The organism is Pseudomonas sp. LBUM1672, from assembly GCF_059695655.1.
Genome location: NZ_CP166781.1, coordinates 4,470,349 through 4,484,195, shown reverse-complemented (window position 1 = coordinate 4,484,195; position 13,847 = coordinate 4,470,349). Strand labels below are relative to the sequence as shown.

Sequence of the window (13,847 nt, the reverse complement as noted above, 5' to 3'; positions counted from 1 at the left end):
ATGGGCTTTCCAGAGGTCAACTTTGAAGGATAAAGCGTAGGGTGTCAGGTAAACCTGGCCCTGAATTTTTTCAGGGGAAGAAGGCTTTCGCCATCATGATCAGCAACGCAGTGTTTGATCTTGAGCAAGCCATTGCCGCAGACAATAACTGGCAAACCTTCTTCGATGAATATAACCTTGCCAGGTTTTCGATTTTCGATGTTAACGTCATTCTGCTCTTCCGCCACAAGGATCCGCGCAGCAACACCGTCGATGCGGCACAGAGCACCTCTGTATGGCGTTCCAACCGCATCAATCATCCGCCGAATTTTACAGGCGGAGAGATTCCAGTCGACCTGATAGTCCTCTTCATCGCGCCATAGACTGTAAGTGGCCTTGTCTTCTTCCTGAGCCGTTGATGTGAGCGGCTCGCCGCAGGCCATTTTTTTCAGTATTTCCATACCTGAGTTGACGTAGCAGATATTTATTTCTTTGATCGCTTCAGAGATCGTTATCGGGTAGCGAATACGTACTGAGGTCTGATGGATGATGTCGCCACGGTCGTACTCGCTTGCACCGAACAAGGCCGAAACACCAACTAATTCCTCGCCATTTATCAGCGCATTCACGAGAGGCGCAAATCCACGATAGCGAGGCAACAGTGAATCGTGAAAGACGATCAGCTTTTCCGGAGGGTGTTTTATGAGCCATCTCCACGAGACAGCCATCGAGTATTCACTGGTAATTCCTTGAAAATCTTTTCTGAGAAGGTGCTTAACGCCTGCGATCCGACAGGTTTCGGAAATCTCGGACGAGTAGTCATTCAAGACGGAAGCATCTTGACCAATCACAACTTCTGCGATGATGTTTTTGAACTTAGCCACGGCTTGCTCGACAAAAGCCAAACCTTTCTCAGTCATTACAAATAGAGTCAGCAATTTTGGATCGGGCACAATTTCATCCCCAGAGTTGTTCACTTGAGTACTTGCCTGAATTTTTCATTTGCTTTCCAGTAATGGAAGAACACCTGGTGCATCAGACAGCGGCCGCACCGTGCGCCGCGGTATTGCTTTACGAATTTTCAACCTTGGAAACTAACATTTCATACGCTTGGACGCGGCTATTGCGAGACGACTCCACGCTGCTGGCCAAGGTGCCGGTTCACTAATTCTCGCATAATCGTCGCCGGGTCCGCATGTAAAACGTGCCAGGTGTGTTAACTTCTTCATATTCGGTAACAGACACACTTTTGACAGCTCCACCACATCGCCTAAGTTTGGGGGGCAGCTTCGGAAAAGCTGCTTTCTCAATCGATGTCATGGAGCTTCATTTATGCGTACTGGCTATTTCTACTCTCTGGTTTTCGCCCTGCTCACCAGCGCCTCTATTGCCGCCATCGCCGCGCCTGCGGCAAAACCTGAGGTTGGCAATGCACCTCTGGTGCTGGAAGTTACGCCCAAGACCCAGTCAGGCAAAGTCGATCTCAATGGTGCCGATGCACCCACGCTGCAGCGTGAGCTATCCGGTATCGGGGAAGCCAAGGCCAAAGCGATTGTTGCTTATCGTGACAGTAATGGACCGTTTTCGTCCGTAGACGAGCTGCTGGAAGTGAAGGGGATAGGCAAGGCGATCCTGGATAAGAACCGCGAGAAGCTGGAAGTGAACTAAGCTTTTAGATCAACGCCCAAGAGGCCGGTCATTGACCGGCCTTTTTGCATTTTGGCGTAAAGGAGTGGTGTCGTACCTTCCATCGGCCTATAAAAAATTACGGCTATCATATTGCTTTGGGATTATGCCTATAATAATTTCTCAATCCGCCAAAGCGCTTAGGCATTTATCTGCCCAGCGCATCCTCACAGGAGCACGCTCATGAATTCTGTCCATACCCAAGGAACCGCCCTCGTCACCGGAGCCTCCTCCGGAATCGGCGCCATCTACGCTGATCGGTTGGCGGCCCGAGGTTTTGATCTGTTGCTGGTCGCTCGCGATGAGGCGCGATTGCAGGCGTCGGCGAGCAATTTGCGCGCCGAGCATGGTGTCCAGGTCGAAGTACTGAAGGCAGACCTCACACAAAAAGATGACGTTCTGAAGATTGAACAGCGTCTGCGCAGTGACTCGAGTATCAGCCTGCTGCTGAACAACGCCGGTGTTGCCGCCGATGGTCTGTTGGCCAATTCCGACATGGACCAAATGGAAAAACTGATTCAGCTCAACGTCACCACCGTCACACGCCTGGCATCAGCAGCGGCTGCCAGTTTTGCCAAGGCAGGCCGTGGCACGATCATCAACATTGCCTCGGTGGTGGCGTTGTTTCCTGAGCGATTCAATGCGACGTACAGCGCAAGCAAGGCTTATGTGTTAAGTCTAACTCAGTCGTTGAACGCGGAACTGGACGGCACCGGTGTCAAGGTCCAGGCCGTGTTGCCAGGCGTAACACGCACTGAAATCTGGGAGCGCTCCGGTATTGACGCGACTCAGATTCCTGCGGATATGGTCATGGAAGCCGGGGAGATGGTGGACGCAGCATTGTCCGGTCTGGACCAGGGTGAACTGATCACCATTCCCTCGTTACCGAACGCCTCCGACTGGGACGACTTTGTAAAAGCCCGCCTGGTCATGGCCCCGAATCTTTCGAAAAGTACGGCCGCCACGCGCTACAAGTGAGGCGCCCTTAATCGGCTTGAGGTAATTGCGGTATGAGTGATCGTCGAGTGGTAGTAACGGGTATGGGCCTGGTGTCTCCGCTGGGTAGCGGTATTGAGGCGGTCTGGGAGCGTCTGCTGGCCGGGCGCTCCGGGCTGCGTAATTTGCCTGATGAAGTGGTCGCCGATCTGCCGGCCAAGGTCGGTGGCGCAGTGCTCACCGTGGCGGAAGATCCCGAAGCGGGTTTTGACCCGGATCGGGCGACACCGCCCAAAGAGCAGAAAAAAATGGACCGCTTCATTATGTTTGCCATGGAGGCTGCGCGCCAGGCGCTGGAGCAGGCCGGCTGGCAAGCGCTGGACGCCAAGACCCAAGAGCGCACCGCGACGATTATCGGCTCGGGCGTGGGTGGTTTTGGCGCGATTGCCGATGCGGTCCGCACCACCGACAGCCGCGGCCCGCGACGTTTGTCGCCCTTCACGATTCCTTCCTTTCTGGTCAACCTCGCGGCCGGTCATGTGTCGATCCAGCATGGTTTCAAAGGGCCGCTGGGTGCGCCGGTGACGGCGTGCGCGGCCGGGGTTCAGGCGATTGGTGACGCGGCGCGGCTGATTCGTTGTGGCGAGGCGGATATTGCTGTGTGCGGTGGCGCGGAGGCGGCGATCGATCGAGTCAGTCTCGCCGGGTTCGCGGCGGCGCGTGCCTTGTCCAGCGGATACAACGACACCCCGGAGCGCGCCTCACGGCCGTTCGACAGTGGCCGGGATGGCTTTGTGATGGGCGAGGGCGCGGGTCTTCTGGTGATCGAATCACTGGAACATGCCCTTGCCCGCGGCGCTCAACCCTTGGCCGAACTGGTCGGATACGGCACCAGCGCCGACGCCTATCACCTGACCGCCGGTCCCGAGGATGGCAGCGGAGCGCGTCGGGCAATGTCGCTGGCCCTGGCCCAGGCGGGCATTTCTGCCGCACAGGTGCAGCATCTCAACGCTCACGCCACCTCGACCCCGGTCGGGGATTTGGGAGAGTTGGCCGCCATCAAGTCCTTGTTCGGTTCCGACAACAAGATCGCGGTGACGTCGACCAAATCCGCCACCGGGCATTTGCTGGGGGCGGCTGGCGGGATCGAGGCAATCTTCACGCTGTTGGCGATCCGCGATCAGATCGTGCCACCCACTCTCAATTTCGAAAACCCGGATCCGGCGGCGCAAGGTGTGGACATCGTCCACGGTCAGGCGCGGCCGATGGCCATCGAGTACGCGCTGTCCAATGGTTTCGGGTTCGGTGGGGTCAATGCCAGCGTATTGTTCAAGCGCTGGCAGGATTAGACCAGGGGTTGTTTGAGAAACTCGCGTGTCACGTCGAGAATCCGCTGCGCCAGCTCCGGGTTCTCGACACTGCGCGACAGCAACAACGCCCCGACCAGTGCGGACATGATGAAGATGCTGCGGTCGGCGGCATCTTCGCCTTCAAGCGTGCCTTGCACTTGTTCAAGCCTTGAATTGAGCACCACGTCTGAGGTCGGGCTGGGTTGTCCGCGCAAACCCAGCTCCGAGGACATCGTCGGAAGAGGGCAACCCTCATCAGGTGAAGTCTGGTGCCATTCGGACAGATAGGTATCGATGAACGTTTCCAGCGGGCGATCCTGAGCGAAAAGCTCGGCACAGGTAGCGTCGCACTGATCGGCGGCAGCCTGCAGGGCTTTTTCCACCAGTTCGTCCTTGGACTTGAAATGCGAGTAGAAACCGCCGTGGGTCAAGCCCAATGCTTTCATCAGAGGTTGCAAGCCGGTCGCGCCAATACCGTCACGGCGAAATCGCGCTGAGGCTTCCTTGATGATGCGTTGATGGGTCTGGGCTTTATGGTCCTGCGAGTAACGCATCTGGAATCTCCGCAACAATGCGCCATCTTAACCAATGAAAATGGGATGGTGACTGTACTTCTACTTCTAAAAGGCATGCAGATGCGTCCAACTTCGTCCTGCCGCATCGAATCAACTGGCACGAATAGTGATTACTTGTCAGCTGACGATTGTTGAACAATCACGAGGCGATAAGCATGCACAGCGGACTGTCCCTGGCCGATCACATCACATTGGAGTTACGCGCCGACATCATTGGCGGTCGCCTGCTGCCTGGCATGGCGCTGGTAGAGAACGATCTGGTGTCGGCCTACAACGCTTCCCGCAACACCATTCGTGAAGCGTTGCACCGTCTGGGCCAGGACGGTCTGACCCGTTACGTGCGCAACAAGGGCGTGATGGTGCGCAGGCTGGGCATCGATGACGTACGGGATTTGTTCAAGGTTCGGCGCACTCTGGAGTTGCAGGCCATCAGCGTGAGCCAACCGCCAAGCGACGATCAGTCCGGCCGGATGCTCGAGGCGCTGGAGGCCACCGAGCTGGCCCGGGAACGCGAGGACTGGCGCGCCGTTGGTACCCACAGTCTGGCGTTTCATCAACATATCGTCGGGTTACTGCGCAGCCCCTTGTTCGATGAGTTTTTCACCAACGTTGTTGCGCAACTGCGCCTGGCGTTTTGCACTGCGCCGGATGAATCACGTTTCCAGGCGCCCTGGCTGGCTCGCGACCGGCAGATCCATGACTTCCTCGTCGAGGGCGACAAGCGCGCCGCTGCAGACGCCATGAGTGTTTATCTCGATGACTCTGAACACCTTCTGTTGCAAATGCTTGCCCCAACCCCCCATCACTGATTGAGGATTTGTGCCATGTACAAAGACTATCCGGCGGCCTATCAAGTCAGCAAAGGCTCGGCCTTGCAGGTGGACAAAGCCTTCTATGAACGGATCCGCGACAACAAGGACGGCCGGACGCTGATCGAGTCATTTGAGGTGCCGATCCGTACCGGGCGCGCGTGGAACGTGCCGGCCGGGCATGTGTTTCGCGTGACCACGCCGGTCGGCCCGCAAGTGGGCGACTTCAATGTCTGGAATGCCAACGACCCGCGCGAGCGTCTGTGGGCGGCGCGCACCCGGCAGTTGCAGGGCGCCCATGTCAGCACCCATGACCGGCTCTGGTCGAACCTGCCTTTCTTGCGGCCGCTGGTGACCATCACCGACGACAGCCTGGCCGGTTACGGCATCGACGAACATGGCGGGCGCTTGCACGATTTGCTCGGCACTCGCTGCGATCCCTACGTAAACAAAATGCTCACCGGCGAGGATTTTCATCATCACTGCCACTCCAACCTGACGCGCGCCGTGTTGCCTCATGGCCTGACTGAGTTCGACGTGCATGACGTGCTGAACATTTTTCAGTGCACCGGCCTGAACCATGACGACATGTATTTCATGAAAGCCTGTCCGGCGCAGAAGGGCGATTACCTGGAGTTCTTTGCCGAGATCGATTTGCTGTGTGCGCTGTCGACCTGTCCGGGAGGGGATCTCTCGCTGGCGATGTGGGGACCGGATGCGCAGGATCCGCTGAGCGTCTGTCGCCCGCTGGGGGTGGAGATTTATCGGTTGGAGGATGCGTTGCTCGAGGGCTGGAGCCAGCCCGAACGTGCGGCGTACAAAGGGTTGCATGGCTTGCATATCGCCAAGGCCGACTGGGAAAAATAATCGGACGTAGGAGCGAGGCTTGCCCGCGAAGGCGTCCCTGAGATCGCCTTCGCGGGCAAGCCTCGCTCCTACAGAAGCTGTTCAGCAGTTTTTTAGCGGTCCTGCGCATCCTTGGCGTCCGCTTCCGCGTTGCGTTCAGCGACGCGTTTACGTTGCTCTTCGGTCAGTTCGACCTTGTTGGCGGTATCACGCAGCATCATCAATCCACCAACGATCGAGCCGATTGCAACGACCAGAATCAACCAGGCATACCAGGGCATAGGGCTCTCCTTGAGGGCAGGCCGATTGGCGGGTTTCGCCAATCGATCGTGCATACCACTTTGAGCGATTTCATTTCGCAGTGGTTCAATTCTATGCCTGATATGACTGCCGCACTTGGCTGATTACAGGCCGGTCAACATCGCGTCTGCCGGCGCATCGGCACGCAATTGCGCCGTGAGCATGAAGTACACGAAACCCACCGCCATGAAGCCGACGAAGATCAACCCGATCAAGGTGTTGAACCAGGCCATCGCCACCAGGCACACCATCGCCAGAACCAACGCAATCATCGGCACCAACGGATAACACGGTGCGCGGAAGGTGCGCTCCAGGTTCGGCTCGGTCTTACGCAGCTTGAACAGGCTGAGCATGCTCATGATGTACATCACGATTGCGCCGAACACCGCCATGGTGATCATCGCCGCGGTCAGCGTCATGCCACCGAGATTGATCAAACCATCGCTGTAGATCGCCGCGATACCGATTACGCCGCCGGCAATGATCGCCCGATGGGGTGTGTGGAAGCGCGACAGTTTGGCCAGCGACGCCGGCAGGTAACCGGCGCGGGCGAGGGCGAAGAACTGCCGCGAGTAGCCGAGGATGATTCCGTGGAAACTCGCCACCAGGCCGAACAGGCCTATCCACACCAGCATGTGCAACCAGCCCGAGCTTTCGCCGACCACGGTTTTCATGGCCTGTGGCAGCGGGTCGTTGATGTTCGACAGGGTGCGCCAGTCGCCGACGCCGCCGGCGAAGAACATCACGCCCATGGCCAGCAATACCAGGGTCAGAATGCCGCTGATGTAAGCCTTCGGGATCGTACGTTTCGGGTCCTTGGCTTCTTCGGCCGCCATCGCTGCGCCCTCGATGGCGAGAAAGAACCAGATGGCGAATGGAATCGCCGCGAACATCCCGGCAATCGCTGGTGCCCCGAACACATCGGAGCCGGCCCAGCCATTCAGGGCAAAGTTGCTGAAGCTGAACGCCGGCGCGACCACGCCCATGAACACCAGAAGTTCCGCCACGGCCAATACGCAGACAACCAACTCGAAGGTCGCGGCCAGTTTCACGCCGAGAATGTTCAGGCCCATGAACACGATGTAGGCGCCGACCGCTGCGTGTTTCGGGTCGAGGGCGGGGAATTGCACATTCAGGTAAGCACCGATAGCCAAGGCAATCGCCGGCGGGGCGAAGACGAACTCGATCAGCGTCGCCAGCCCGGCGATCAATCCGCCTTTTTCGCCAAAGGCGCGGCGGCTGTAGGCAAAGGGGCCGCCGGCATGGGGAATCGCCGTCGTCAGCTCGGTGAAACTGAAGATAAAGCAGGTGTACATCGTGGCGACCATGAACGAGGTCACCAGGAACCCGAGTGTCCCGGCCACGCCCCAGCCGTAACTCCAGCCGAAATACTCACCGGAAATCACCAGCCCGACCGCAATGCCCCACAGGTGCAGCGTGCCCAGCGTGGGTTTGAGTTGTGTGTTCATGCGTTTGCTCCCTGAACGGTTTGGACAGCTTCGGGGAGGGCGTTTGCAGTGGGCGTGCCAGTGTTGTGATGGCAGTCGTAAAGTGCAGAAAGGTGTCGTATCGGGGATGTTTGGCACTGGATGAGCGATTTTTGTGCGCCAGTTGGGGGCGTAGATGCCTGTGATGCCGTCTTCGCGGGCAGGCCTCGCGTCTACAAGGGGTTGCCATTCTATGCTCAGGTTTGGCCGGCAAGACACTCGCGAAGCGCGGTTTTCCAGTCAGGTTGGCCAACTCCCCAATCATGTTGCAGGCTACTGCAATCCAGGCATGAATTGGACGGGGGGAAGGCGGGAGGTGGATAGTCTCTGGAAGGGATAGGCAGCCGATTCGCACAGGTTTTCCTGCTCTCGTAACGCTTCGCCGATGGCCTCGGCGAAGCTAAATTAGGAGGTTTTGCCATGAGCGGTCAAGCGATAGGTACCCCAGGTGACGGCATCCCCCCCTTACCTGCCCAGGTAGGTGTCAGATCTGATCGGCGACACAGCCATAATAGTCCGTTAGTCCGTTAGCCCGTCAGGTTGCTCTTGCCGTAACCCCCGAGCGGGTTTGGCGTGTCGTCTTCGTTGTAAGGTCCGACTTTCATATCGTCGAATACATGATTGGAGGAGCAATGAATCAGCGGTATGCGAAGCGTCAGTGCTACATCGGCAAAGACGCCAGGGGCCACAGCGCTAATGGCAAAGGCTGTTTCCGGCTTGCTTTCGGCCATATCGACCGCTTTATGGACCGCTGCGTTGATGATCAGATCGGGGCGAACGTTTTGTACCTGTTGGCGAGTCTGATCGAGCTGCATCAGATCAAGCTGATCGCGCCCCGGCACGAACAACTAGCCGACAAAGCCCAGTCGATGCTGCAACTCACATGAGACCTGACAATGCTGGCCGCTGAGGAGAATTCTGAGGGGAAAGGTCAGCCCCGAGTGAACTTGTGTCAGCGATCCCTTCGCTGCGCAAGTTGATTTCAATCACACTTCCTAATTCCCTGCCAACTTGGCGAGGTACTGGCCATATCCGGTCTTGCCAAAATAGCTGGCGCGCTCCAGCAGCTGTTCGCGGTTGATCCAGCCATTTTCGTAGGCGATTTCTTCGAGGCAGGCGACTTTCAGGCCCTGGCGGTGTTCGATGGTCTGCACGTACTGCGAGGCTTCGAGCAGGCTGTCGTGGGTGCCGGTGTCGAGCCAGGCGAAACCGCGACCGAAGCGCTCAACCTGCAGATCACCGCGCTGGAGGTAGGCATTGTTGACGTCGGTGATCTCCAACTCACCGCGAGGCGAAGGCTTGACCGCCTTGGCGATCTCGATCACATCGTTGTCATAGAAATACAGCCCGGTCACGGCGTAGCTGGATTTCGGTTTTTTCGGCTTTTCCTCGATCGACAGGGCCCGGCCTTCGCTGTCGAAATCGATCACGCCGAAACGCTCCGGATCCTTGACCCAATAGCCGAACACGGTGGCGCCAGAAGTGCGTTTTGCTGCGTTTTGTAGCATTCCGCCGAAATACGAACCATGAAAAACGTTGTCGCCGAGGATCAGGCACACCGGGTCGTCGCCAATGAATGCTTCACCAATCAGGAAAGCCTGGGCCAAACCGTCCGGCGACGGCTGTTCGGCGTAGCTGAAGTTGACGCCGAACTGGCTGCCGTCACCCAGCAGGTTGCGGTATTGCGGCAGATCCTGTGGCGTGGAAATCAGCAAAATATCTTTGATGCCGGCCAGCATCAGTACCGAGATCGGGTAGTAGATCATCGGTTTGTCGTACACCGGCAACAGCTGTTTGGAGACGCCGAGCGTGATCGGGTGCAGACGCGTACCGGAGCCACCGGCCAAAACGATGCCTTTCATCATGCGAGCAGCTCCTTGGTATTGATGGCGCCCAGGCGTTCGCCCTGATAGCTGCCGTCCTGAACGCGGCGACACCACTCAAGGTTGTCCAGGTACCACTGGACGGTTTTGCGCAGGCCGGTTTCGAAGGTTTCTTCCGGCACCCAGCCCAGTTCGCGTTCGATCTTGCTCGCGTCGATGGCGTAGCGCAGGTCGTGACCCGGACGGTCCTGGACGAAGGTAATGAGGTCGGCGAAGTGCGCCACGCCTTCAGGCTTGTTCGGCGCCAGTTCTTCAATCAGCGCGCAGATGCCACGCACTACGTCGATGTTCTTCTGTTCGTTGTGACCGCCAATGTTGTAGGTCTCGCCGACCACGCCTTCGGTGACCACTTTGAGCAGCGCCCGGGCGTGATCTTCGACAAACAGCCAGTCGCGTACTTGCAGGCCGTTACCGTAAACAGGCAAAGGCTTGCCGGCCAAGGCGTTGAGGATCACCAGCGGAATCAGTTTTTCCGGGAAGTGAAACGGCCCGTAATTGTTCGAGCAATTGGTCAGCAATACCGGCAGGCCGTAGGTGCGCTGCCAGGCGCGGACCAGATGGTCGGACGCCGCTTTGCTCGCGGAGTACGGCGAGCTCGGTGCGTAGGGCGTGGTTTCGGTGAACAGATCATCGACGCCGTGCAGGTCACCGTAGACCTCATCGGTAGAGATGTGATGGAAGCGGAAGGCGCTTTTTTCCGGCTCGGCCAGCGTCTGCCAGTAGGCGCGAGTCGCCTCCAGCAGGCTGTAGGTGCCGACGATATTGGTCTGGATGAAATCCGATGGACCGTCAATGGAACGGTCGACGTGGGATTCTGCCGCCAGGTGCATGATCGCCTGCGGCTGGAAGCGTGCCAGTACCGCGCTCACGGTGGCCTGGTCGACGATATCGGCCTGGACGAACTCGTAGCGGGTGTCGGTGGCAATGCTGGTCAGCGACTCGAGATTGCCGGCGTAGGTCAGTTTGTCCAGGTTGAGCACTTCATGCTCAGTGTGCCGAATCAGGTGGCGAATCAGGGCAGAGCCAATGAAACCGGCACCGCCGGTGATGAGAATACGCATGTTGGCCAGCCTTTTTCTGTAAGTCGATAACGTAAAATGGGCATAGCTTGTCGGCACAAGCGCGATAGTGCAATAGAAGTCTTGATCCAATTTTCGTTTTGTCGAGGCCGCGAGACCTTGCTGTGGCGTGCGAGCGGGTATTTCGCCTAGAAAATAAAAAAACGGCGAGTCGGGGACGTATTCCGGCGTAGCCCGTCGCTCATACGGCTAAGGTTTGCCAGGCCACGGTGATTTGGTAAATTAGACCTCGGGCTTCTCCCCCCAGTGTCCACGGGGGGACTGGATCCTCAGTTGTAATCATACCTTTCCTCCATTGGGGTTTATTGAGGTATGGGTTTTCTATGTGACGGCACTGACTCACGCATGTAGAATCGCTTCCTTTTAGAATTTGATAGCTGATGCTTAACTCAATTCAAACACTAAGAGCTTTAGCTGCATGGTTAGTTGTCGGCCACCATTACATGCAGTTGGTGCATAACTTTCAGCTCAATGACCCCGTAAGCGTCGTACTCCACAGGTTTGGCGCTATCGGGGTTGATCTTTTTTTTATAATTAGTGGTTTCGTCATCTATGTTTCAGCCTCAGAAAAAGCTATTACTCCATTTGCATTTGCGATCCAAAGATTGGCGAGAATTGCACCGGCTTATTGGATATTTACCACATTAGTTGCCGCGACAATATTTTTTTTTCCAGGCACTGTCCCGCTAACTCTTTACGAGAGCGTGTTCTTTTTTAAAAGCCTGTTGTTTATTCCTGCGCAAAATCCGTCTGGCATTGGGATGTTTCCATTGCTGACAGTAGGGTGGACGCTTAATTATGAAATTGCATTTTATGGCGTGTTTCTGATTAGTTTGTTTTTTTCGAAAGCATGCAGGGTTTTAATTATCGCTGTAGGCATAGTACTATTATGCAAGCTCCTGCCTTATCTTGGTGGTAGTCTAGTTTTTTACGGCAATCAGATCGTTTTCGAGTTTCTTTTCGGTATCTTTATTGCGCACCTTTACCAGAAAGGCATTGTGCAGCGAATCAACTTGTTTGCCGCAATACTTATGACAGTTATCTCGATAGTGACGATCTTCTATATAGGCCAAGTCACTCACAGCCCTTTGGGCTCTGGAGTGCCCTGCGCTGTTATCTTGGTTGCGGCTCTTTCTCAAGAGAAATTTTTTTCAAAAGTGAATCTGATCAGTAAGTTGGGAGATTGGTCCTACTCTACCTATCTATGCCACGTATTAATTATTGGTTGGATGCTAAAGCTACAAATGACATTGCTGTTGAGTTCGATAACGACACTGCTTGTGATTTTGGTCGTCACCTTGATCGTCTCAGGGGTGAGCTACCATTGTATTGAGCGACCTATTTCAAATCTGTTCAAAGTGCTTCTGAAAAAATCTGAGTCTTCCGCAGCTGAACAGATTTGAGGTGCGTTTTTATGGATTGCAGCGCTGCTTTTAGTTTAATCTGATCAACTTGCCTAAAAAGATAAATATCAAATCGAAAATCTTCGGAAACGATAACGTGGGGGGCATATCTTGTGCGGTAGGTGTTGACTTGGCTCTGCTTCCTCGTATTTGTCATACAAAGCTCCGAATTTCGTAAAACACATTATGTTCAAGCGCCGGGGTAGGTCAATATCGGTGGAAGCTCGGAATACCTTTTGCCTGGTTGGCCAGACAACACAGATCCCTGTAGATACTCTATTCACGGTCAAGCTTTCGCGAGATGTTTTTCGCTAAAAAGCTTGGCCGTATTAAGTTCTTCTCCGGAACGCATGCACGCCCAAACCCAGTTAGGTATTTACGCATCACCGCGCCGATTGCCTGCATTTTTTTCTTGCCGCGAGCAACGAGAGCTTCGTAAAAAGCCTTCACGTTCTCATCGCAGCGAATCGCCGTCATTGCGCATGAACATCGCTGCACACAAATAAGCATTGCCGCATTTGGACATTCGCCCTGGCCGATTCACGCTGGTACCTGACTGGGTCAACCTGACGTCCAGGCCTGCGTAACGGCTTACCGGTGCCGATTTAAGCGTCACAGGCAGCGTCGTCAGCAAAGCCAGTGCGGCGATAGCCGAGGCCTCTCCTACGCCGGGTGCCGCCATCATGCAGCGAAATTGCAAACTCAGGTCCGGGCATTTGGCGATGGCATCCCGTGCGGCTTTCTTCAAACGATCAATCCGTGTGTCCAACCCTGCAATCGCCTCTTTCTCATCCTCGATCAGCAGCTCCACACTCGTTTCTGTCGCTTGTAGCGCGTGCAATTCGTTTTTGGCTCGCGTTCGATGACCAATCAGACGATTGATATGACGTCCAATGGTACGCAACGTCATCTGGTCGGCCGTAGGCGGCACCCAAAGCCAGGGTGCCATACGCTCGCCATATTCAGCCAGTAACTGAGCATCTATGTGGTAAGTCTTGCTGTTTTGCAGCATCAACTTGGCAAAATTGTGAAAGCTTTTCGGGTTGATCACCGAGACCGGCAAACCAGTGGCGTGCAACTCCAGCGCAAGATCCAGGTAGTAAATGCCGGTGGCTTCCATAACTACGCTCAGTGGCTTGAGGCCCAGCATCTTGGCCACGGCAGCCTTGAGCCCTTTGGGGGTGTGCTGAATCTCCCACTGGCTTGATGTTTTACCGTTCTGTCGCCATCCCATCGCAGACGTGCGGGCACTAATGTCTATGCCGACATGAGTATTCATGCTTTTCACTTCCCTGATTTTCGGTGAGATTGCTTCCGGTTCCCCCGACCTCGAACTTCATGCCACTGCAACCTTGTAATGCGAAGTCCGACTTGTCGGCTTCTCGATACTCTTCGTGGTGGGCAATGAGGCGGGGGGCCCCTCTACAGACAAGGTCAGGAGCAAATCCTGCCTTCAGGAGCGATCGGCCTCCCCCAGAAACGCACTTGCTGTTGTATGAGTCCTTGAGCGTAACC

Annotated in this window: 13 protein-coding genes and 1 pseudogene; 6 read left to right on the top strand and 8 right to left on the bottom strand. The window is 55.9% G+C overall.

Going from position 1 to position 13,847, the window contains the following annotated elements; genetic code table 11:
• Window positions 1-44: 44 nt before the first annotated feature.
• Window positions 45-932 carry a methionyl-tRNA formyltransferase gene (locus ACA053_RS20400; RefSeq protein WP_497393532.1) on the bottom strand — a complete coding sequence of 296 codons (888 nt, stop codon included), beginning with the start codon at window positions 930-932 and terminating at the stop codon, window positions 45-47.
• Window positions 933-1,311: 379 nt separating this feature from the next.
• Here ACA053_RS20400 and ACA053_RS20395 point away from each other — a divergent pair, with 379 nt between their 5' ends.
• The 3 genes from ACA053_RS20395 to fabF all read left to right on the top strand — a co-directional run bounded on the left by ACA053_RS20395 (window position 1,312) and on the right by fabF (window position 3,950).
• Complete coding sequence (locus ACA053_RS20395; protein ID WP_497393531.1) at window positions 1,312-1,647, top strand: ComEA family DNA-binding protein; 336 nt, start codon at window positions 1,312-1,314, stop codon at window positions 1,645-1,647.
• Window positions 1,648-1,848: 201 nt separating this feature from the next.
• A complete protein-coding gene (locus ACA053_RS20390; protein WP_497393530.1) occupies window positions 1,849-2,643 on the top strand; it encodes an SDR family NAD(P)-dependent oxidoreductase in 795 nt (264 codons plus the stop codon).
• A gap of 32 nt (window positions 2,644-2,675) precedes the next feature.
• Window positions 2,676-3,950 carry a beta-ketoacyl-ACP synthase II gene (gene fabF, locus ACA053_RS20385; RefSeq protein WP_497393529.1) on the top strand — a complete coding sequence of 425 codons (1,275 nt, stop codon included), beginning with the start codon at window positions 2,676-2,678 and terminating at the stop codon, window positions 3,948-3,950.
• On the opposite strand, the gene ACA053_RS20380 is transcribed toward fabF, so the two are convergent.
• Window positions 3,947-4,504 carry a TetR/AcrR family transcriptional regulator gene (locus tag ACA053_RS20380; protein WP_497304403.1) on the bottom strand — a complete coding sequence of 186 codons (558 nt, stop codon included), beginning with the start codon at window positions 4,502-4,504 and terminating at the stop codon, window positions 3,947-3,949. The genes fabF and ACA053_RS20380 overlap by 4 nt on opposite strands.
• A gap of 176 nt (window positions 4,505-4,680) precedes the next feature.
• Here ACA053_RS20380 and ACA053_RS20375 point away from each other — a divergent pair, with 176 nt between their 5' ends.
• The gene (locus tag ACA053_RS20375; protein WP_497393528.1) at window positions 4,681-5,334 is read left to right on the top strand and encodes a GntR family transcriptional regulator; all 654 of its coding nucleotides are present in this window, start codon (window positions 4,681-4,683) and stop codon (window positions 5,332-5,334) included.
• A 15-nt stretch (window positions 5,335-5,349) separates the two neighbouring features.
• Window positions 5,350-6,201, top strand: coding sequence for an urea carboxylase-associated family protein (locus tag ACA053_RS20370; protein ID WP_109633684.1), 852 nt, complete (start codon window positions 5,350-5,352; stop codon window positions 6,199-6,201).
• 92 nt (window positions 6,202-6,293) lie between these two features.
• On the opposite strand, the gene ACA053_RS20365 is transcribed toward ACA053_RS20370, so the two are convergent.
• From ACA053_RS20365 to rfbB, 5 genes and pseudogenes are all read right to left on the bottom strand, one after another.
• Complete coding sequence (locus tag ACA053_RS20365) at window positions 6,294-6,461, bottom strand: DUF2897 family protein (RefSeq protein WP_010461642.1); 168 nt, start codon at window positions 6,459-6,461, stop codon at window positions 6,294-6,296.
• Window positions 6,462-6,584: 123 nt separating this feature from the next.
• Entirely contained in the window at window positions 6,585-7,949 is a 1,365-nt protein-coding gene (gene eat, locus ACA053_RS20360) for an ethanolamine permease (RefSeq protein WP_497312817.1), read from the bottom strand.
• Between the two features lie 215 nt (window positions 7,950-8,164).
• A pseudogene (locus ACA053_RS20355) lies at window positions 8,165-8,902 on the bottom strand (sugar nucleotide-binding protein).
• A gap of 60 nt (window positions 8,903-8,962) precedes the next feature.
• Window positions 8,963-9,832, bottom strand: a complete 870-nt coding sequence (rfbA, locus tag ACA053_RS20350) for a glucose-1-phosphate thymidylyltransferase RfbA (RefSeq protein ID WP_497393527.1) — start codon at window positions 9,830-9,832, stop codon at window positions 8,963-8,965.
• A complete protein-coding gene (gene rfbB, locus ACA053_RS20345) occupies window positions 9,829-10,911 on the bottom strand; it encodes a dTDP-glucose 4,6-dehydratase (protein ID WP_497393526.1) in 1,083 nt (360 codons plus the stop codon). The genes rfbA and rfbB overlap by 4 nt, the downstream gene beginning before the upstream one ends.
• 398 nt (window positions 10,912-11,309) lie before the next feature.
• Here rfbB and ACA053_RS20340 point away from each other — a divergent pair, with 398 nt between their 5' ends.
• A complete protein-coding gene (locus ACA053_RS20340; protein ID WP_497393525.1) occupies window positions 11,310-12,332 on the top strand; it encodes an acyltransferase family protein in 1,023 nt (340 codons plus the stop codon).
• A 454-nt stretch (window positions 12,333-12,786) separates the two neighbouring features.
• On the opposite strand, the gene ACA053_RS20335 is transcribed toward ACA053_RS20340, so the two are convergent.
• Complete coding sequence (locus ACA053_RS20335) at window positions 12,787-13,611, bottom strand: IS110 family transposase (protein ID WP_497393524.1); 825 nt, start codon at window positions 13,609-13,611, stop codon at window positions 12,787-12,789.
• Window positions 13,612-13,847: the final 236 nt, after the last annotated feature.

Coding starts and splice junctions, on each gene's coding strand:
- ACA053_RS20395 (WP_497393531.1), top strand. CDS start 1,312: ATGCGTACTGGCTATTTCTACTCTCTGGTTTTCGCCCTGCTCACCAGC.
- ACA053_RS20390 (WP_497393530.1), top strand. CDS start 1,849: ATGAATTCTGTCCATACCCAAGGAACCGCCCTCGTCACCGGAGCCTCC.
- fabF (WP_497393529.1), top strand. CDS start 2,676: ATGAGTGATCGTCGAGTGGTAGTAACGGGTATGGGCCTGGTGTCTCCG.
- ACA053_RS20380 (WP_497304403.1), bottom strand. CDS start 4,504: ATGCGTTACTCGCAGGACCATAAAGCCCAGACCCATCAACGCATCATC.
- ACA053_RS20375 (WP_497393528.1), top strand. CDS start 4,681: ATGCACAGCGGACTGTCCCTGGCCGATCACATCACATTGGAGTTACGC.
- ACA053_RS20370 (WP_109633684.1), top strand. CDS start 5,350: ATGTACAAAGACTATCCGGCGGCCTATCAAGTCAGCAAAGGCTCGGCC.
- ACA053_RS20365 (WP_010461642.1), bottom strand. CDS start 6,461: ATGCCCTGGTATGCCTGGTTGATTCTGGTCGTTGCAATCGGCTCGATC.
- eat (WP_497312817.1), bottom strand. CDS start 7,949: ATGAACACACAACTCAAACCCACGCTGGGCACGCTGCACCTGTGGGGC.
- rfbA (WP_497393527.1), bottom strand. CDS start 9,832: ATGATGAAAGGCATCGTTTTGGCCGGTGGCTCCGGTACGCGTCTGCAC.
- rfbB (WP_497393526.1), bottom strand. CDS start 10,911: ATGCGTATTCTCATCACCGGCGGTGCCGGTTTCATTGGCTCTGCCCTG.
- ACA053_RS20340 (WP_497393525.1), top strand. CDS start 11,310: ATGCTTAACTCAATTCAAACACTAAGAGCTTTAGCTGCATGGTTAGTT.
- ACA053_RS20335 (WP_497393524.1), bottom strand. CDS start 13,611: ATGAATACTCATGTCGGCATAGACATTAGTGCCCGCACGTCTGCGATG.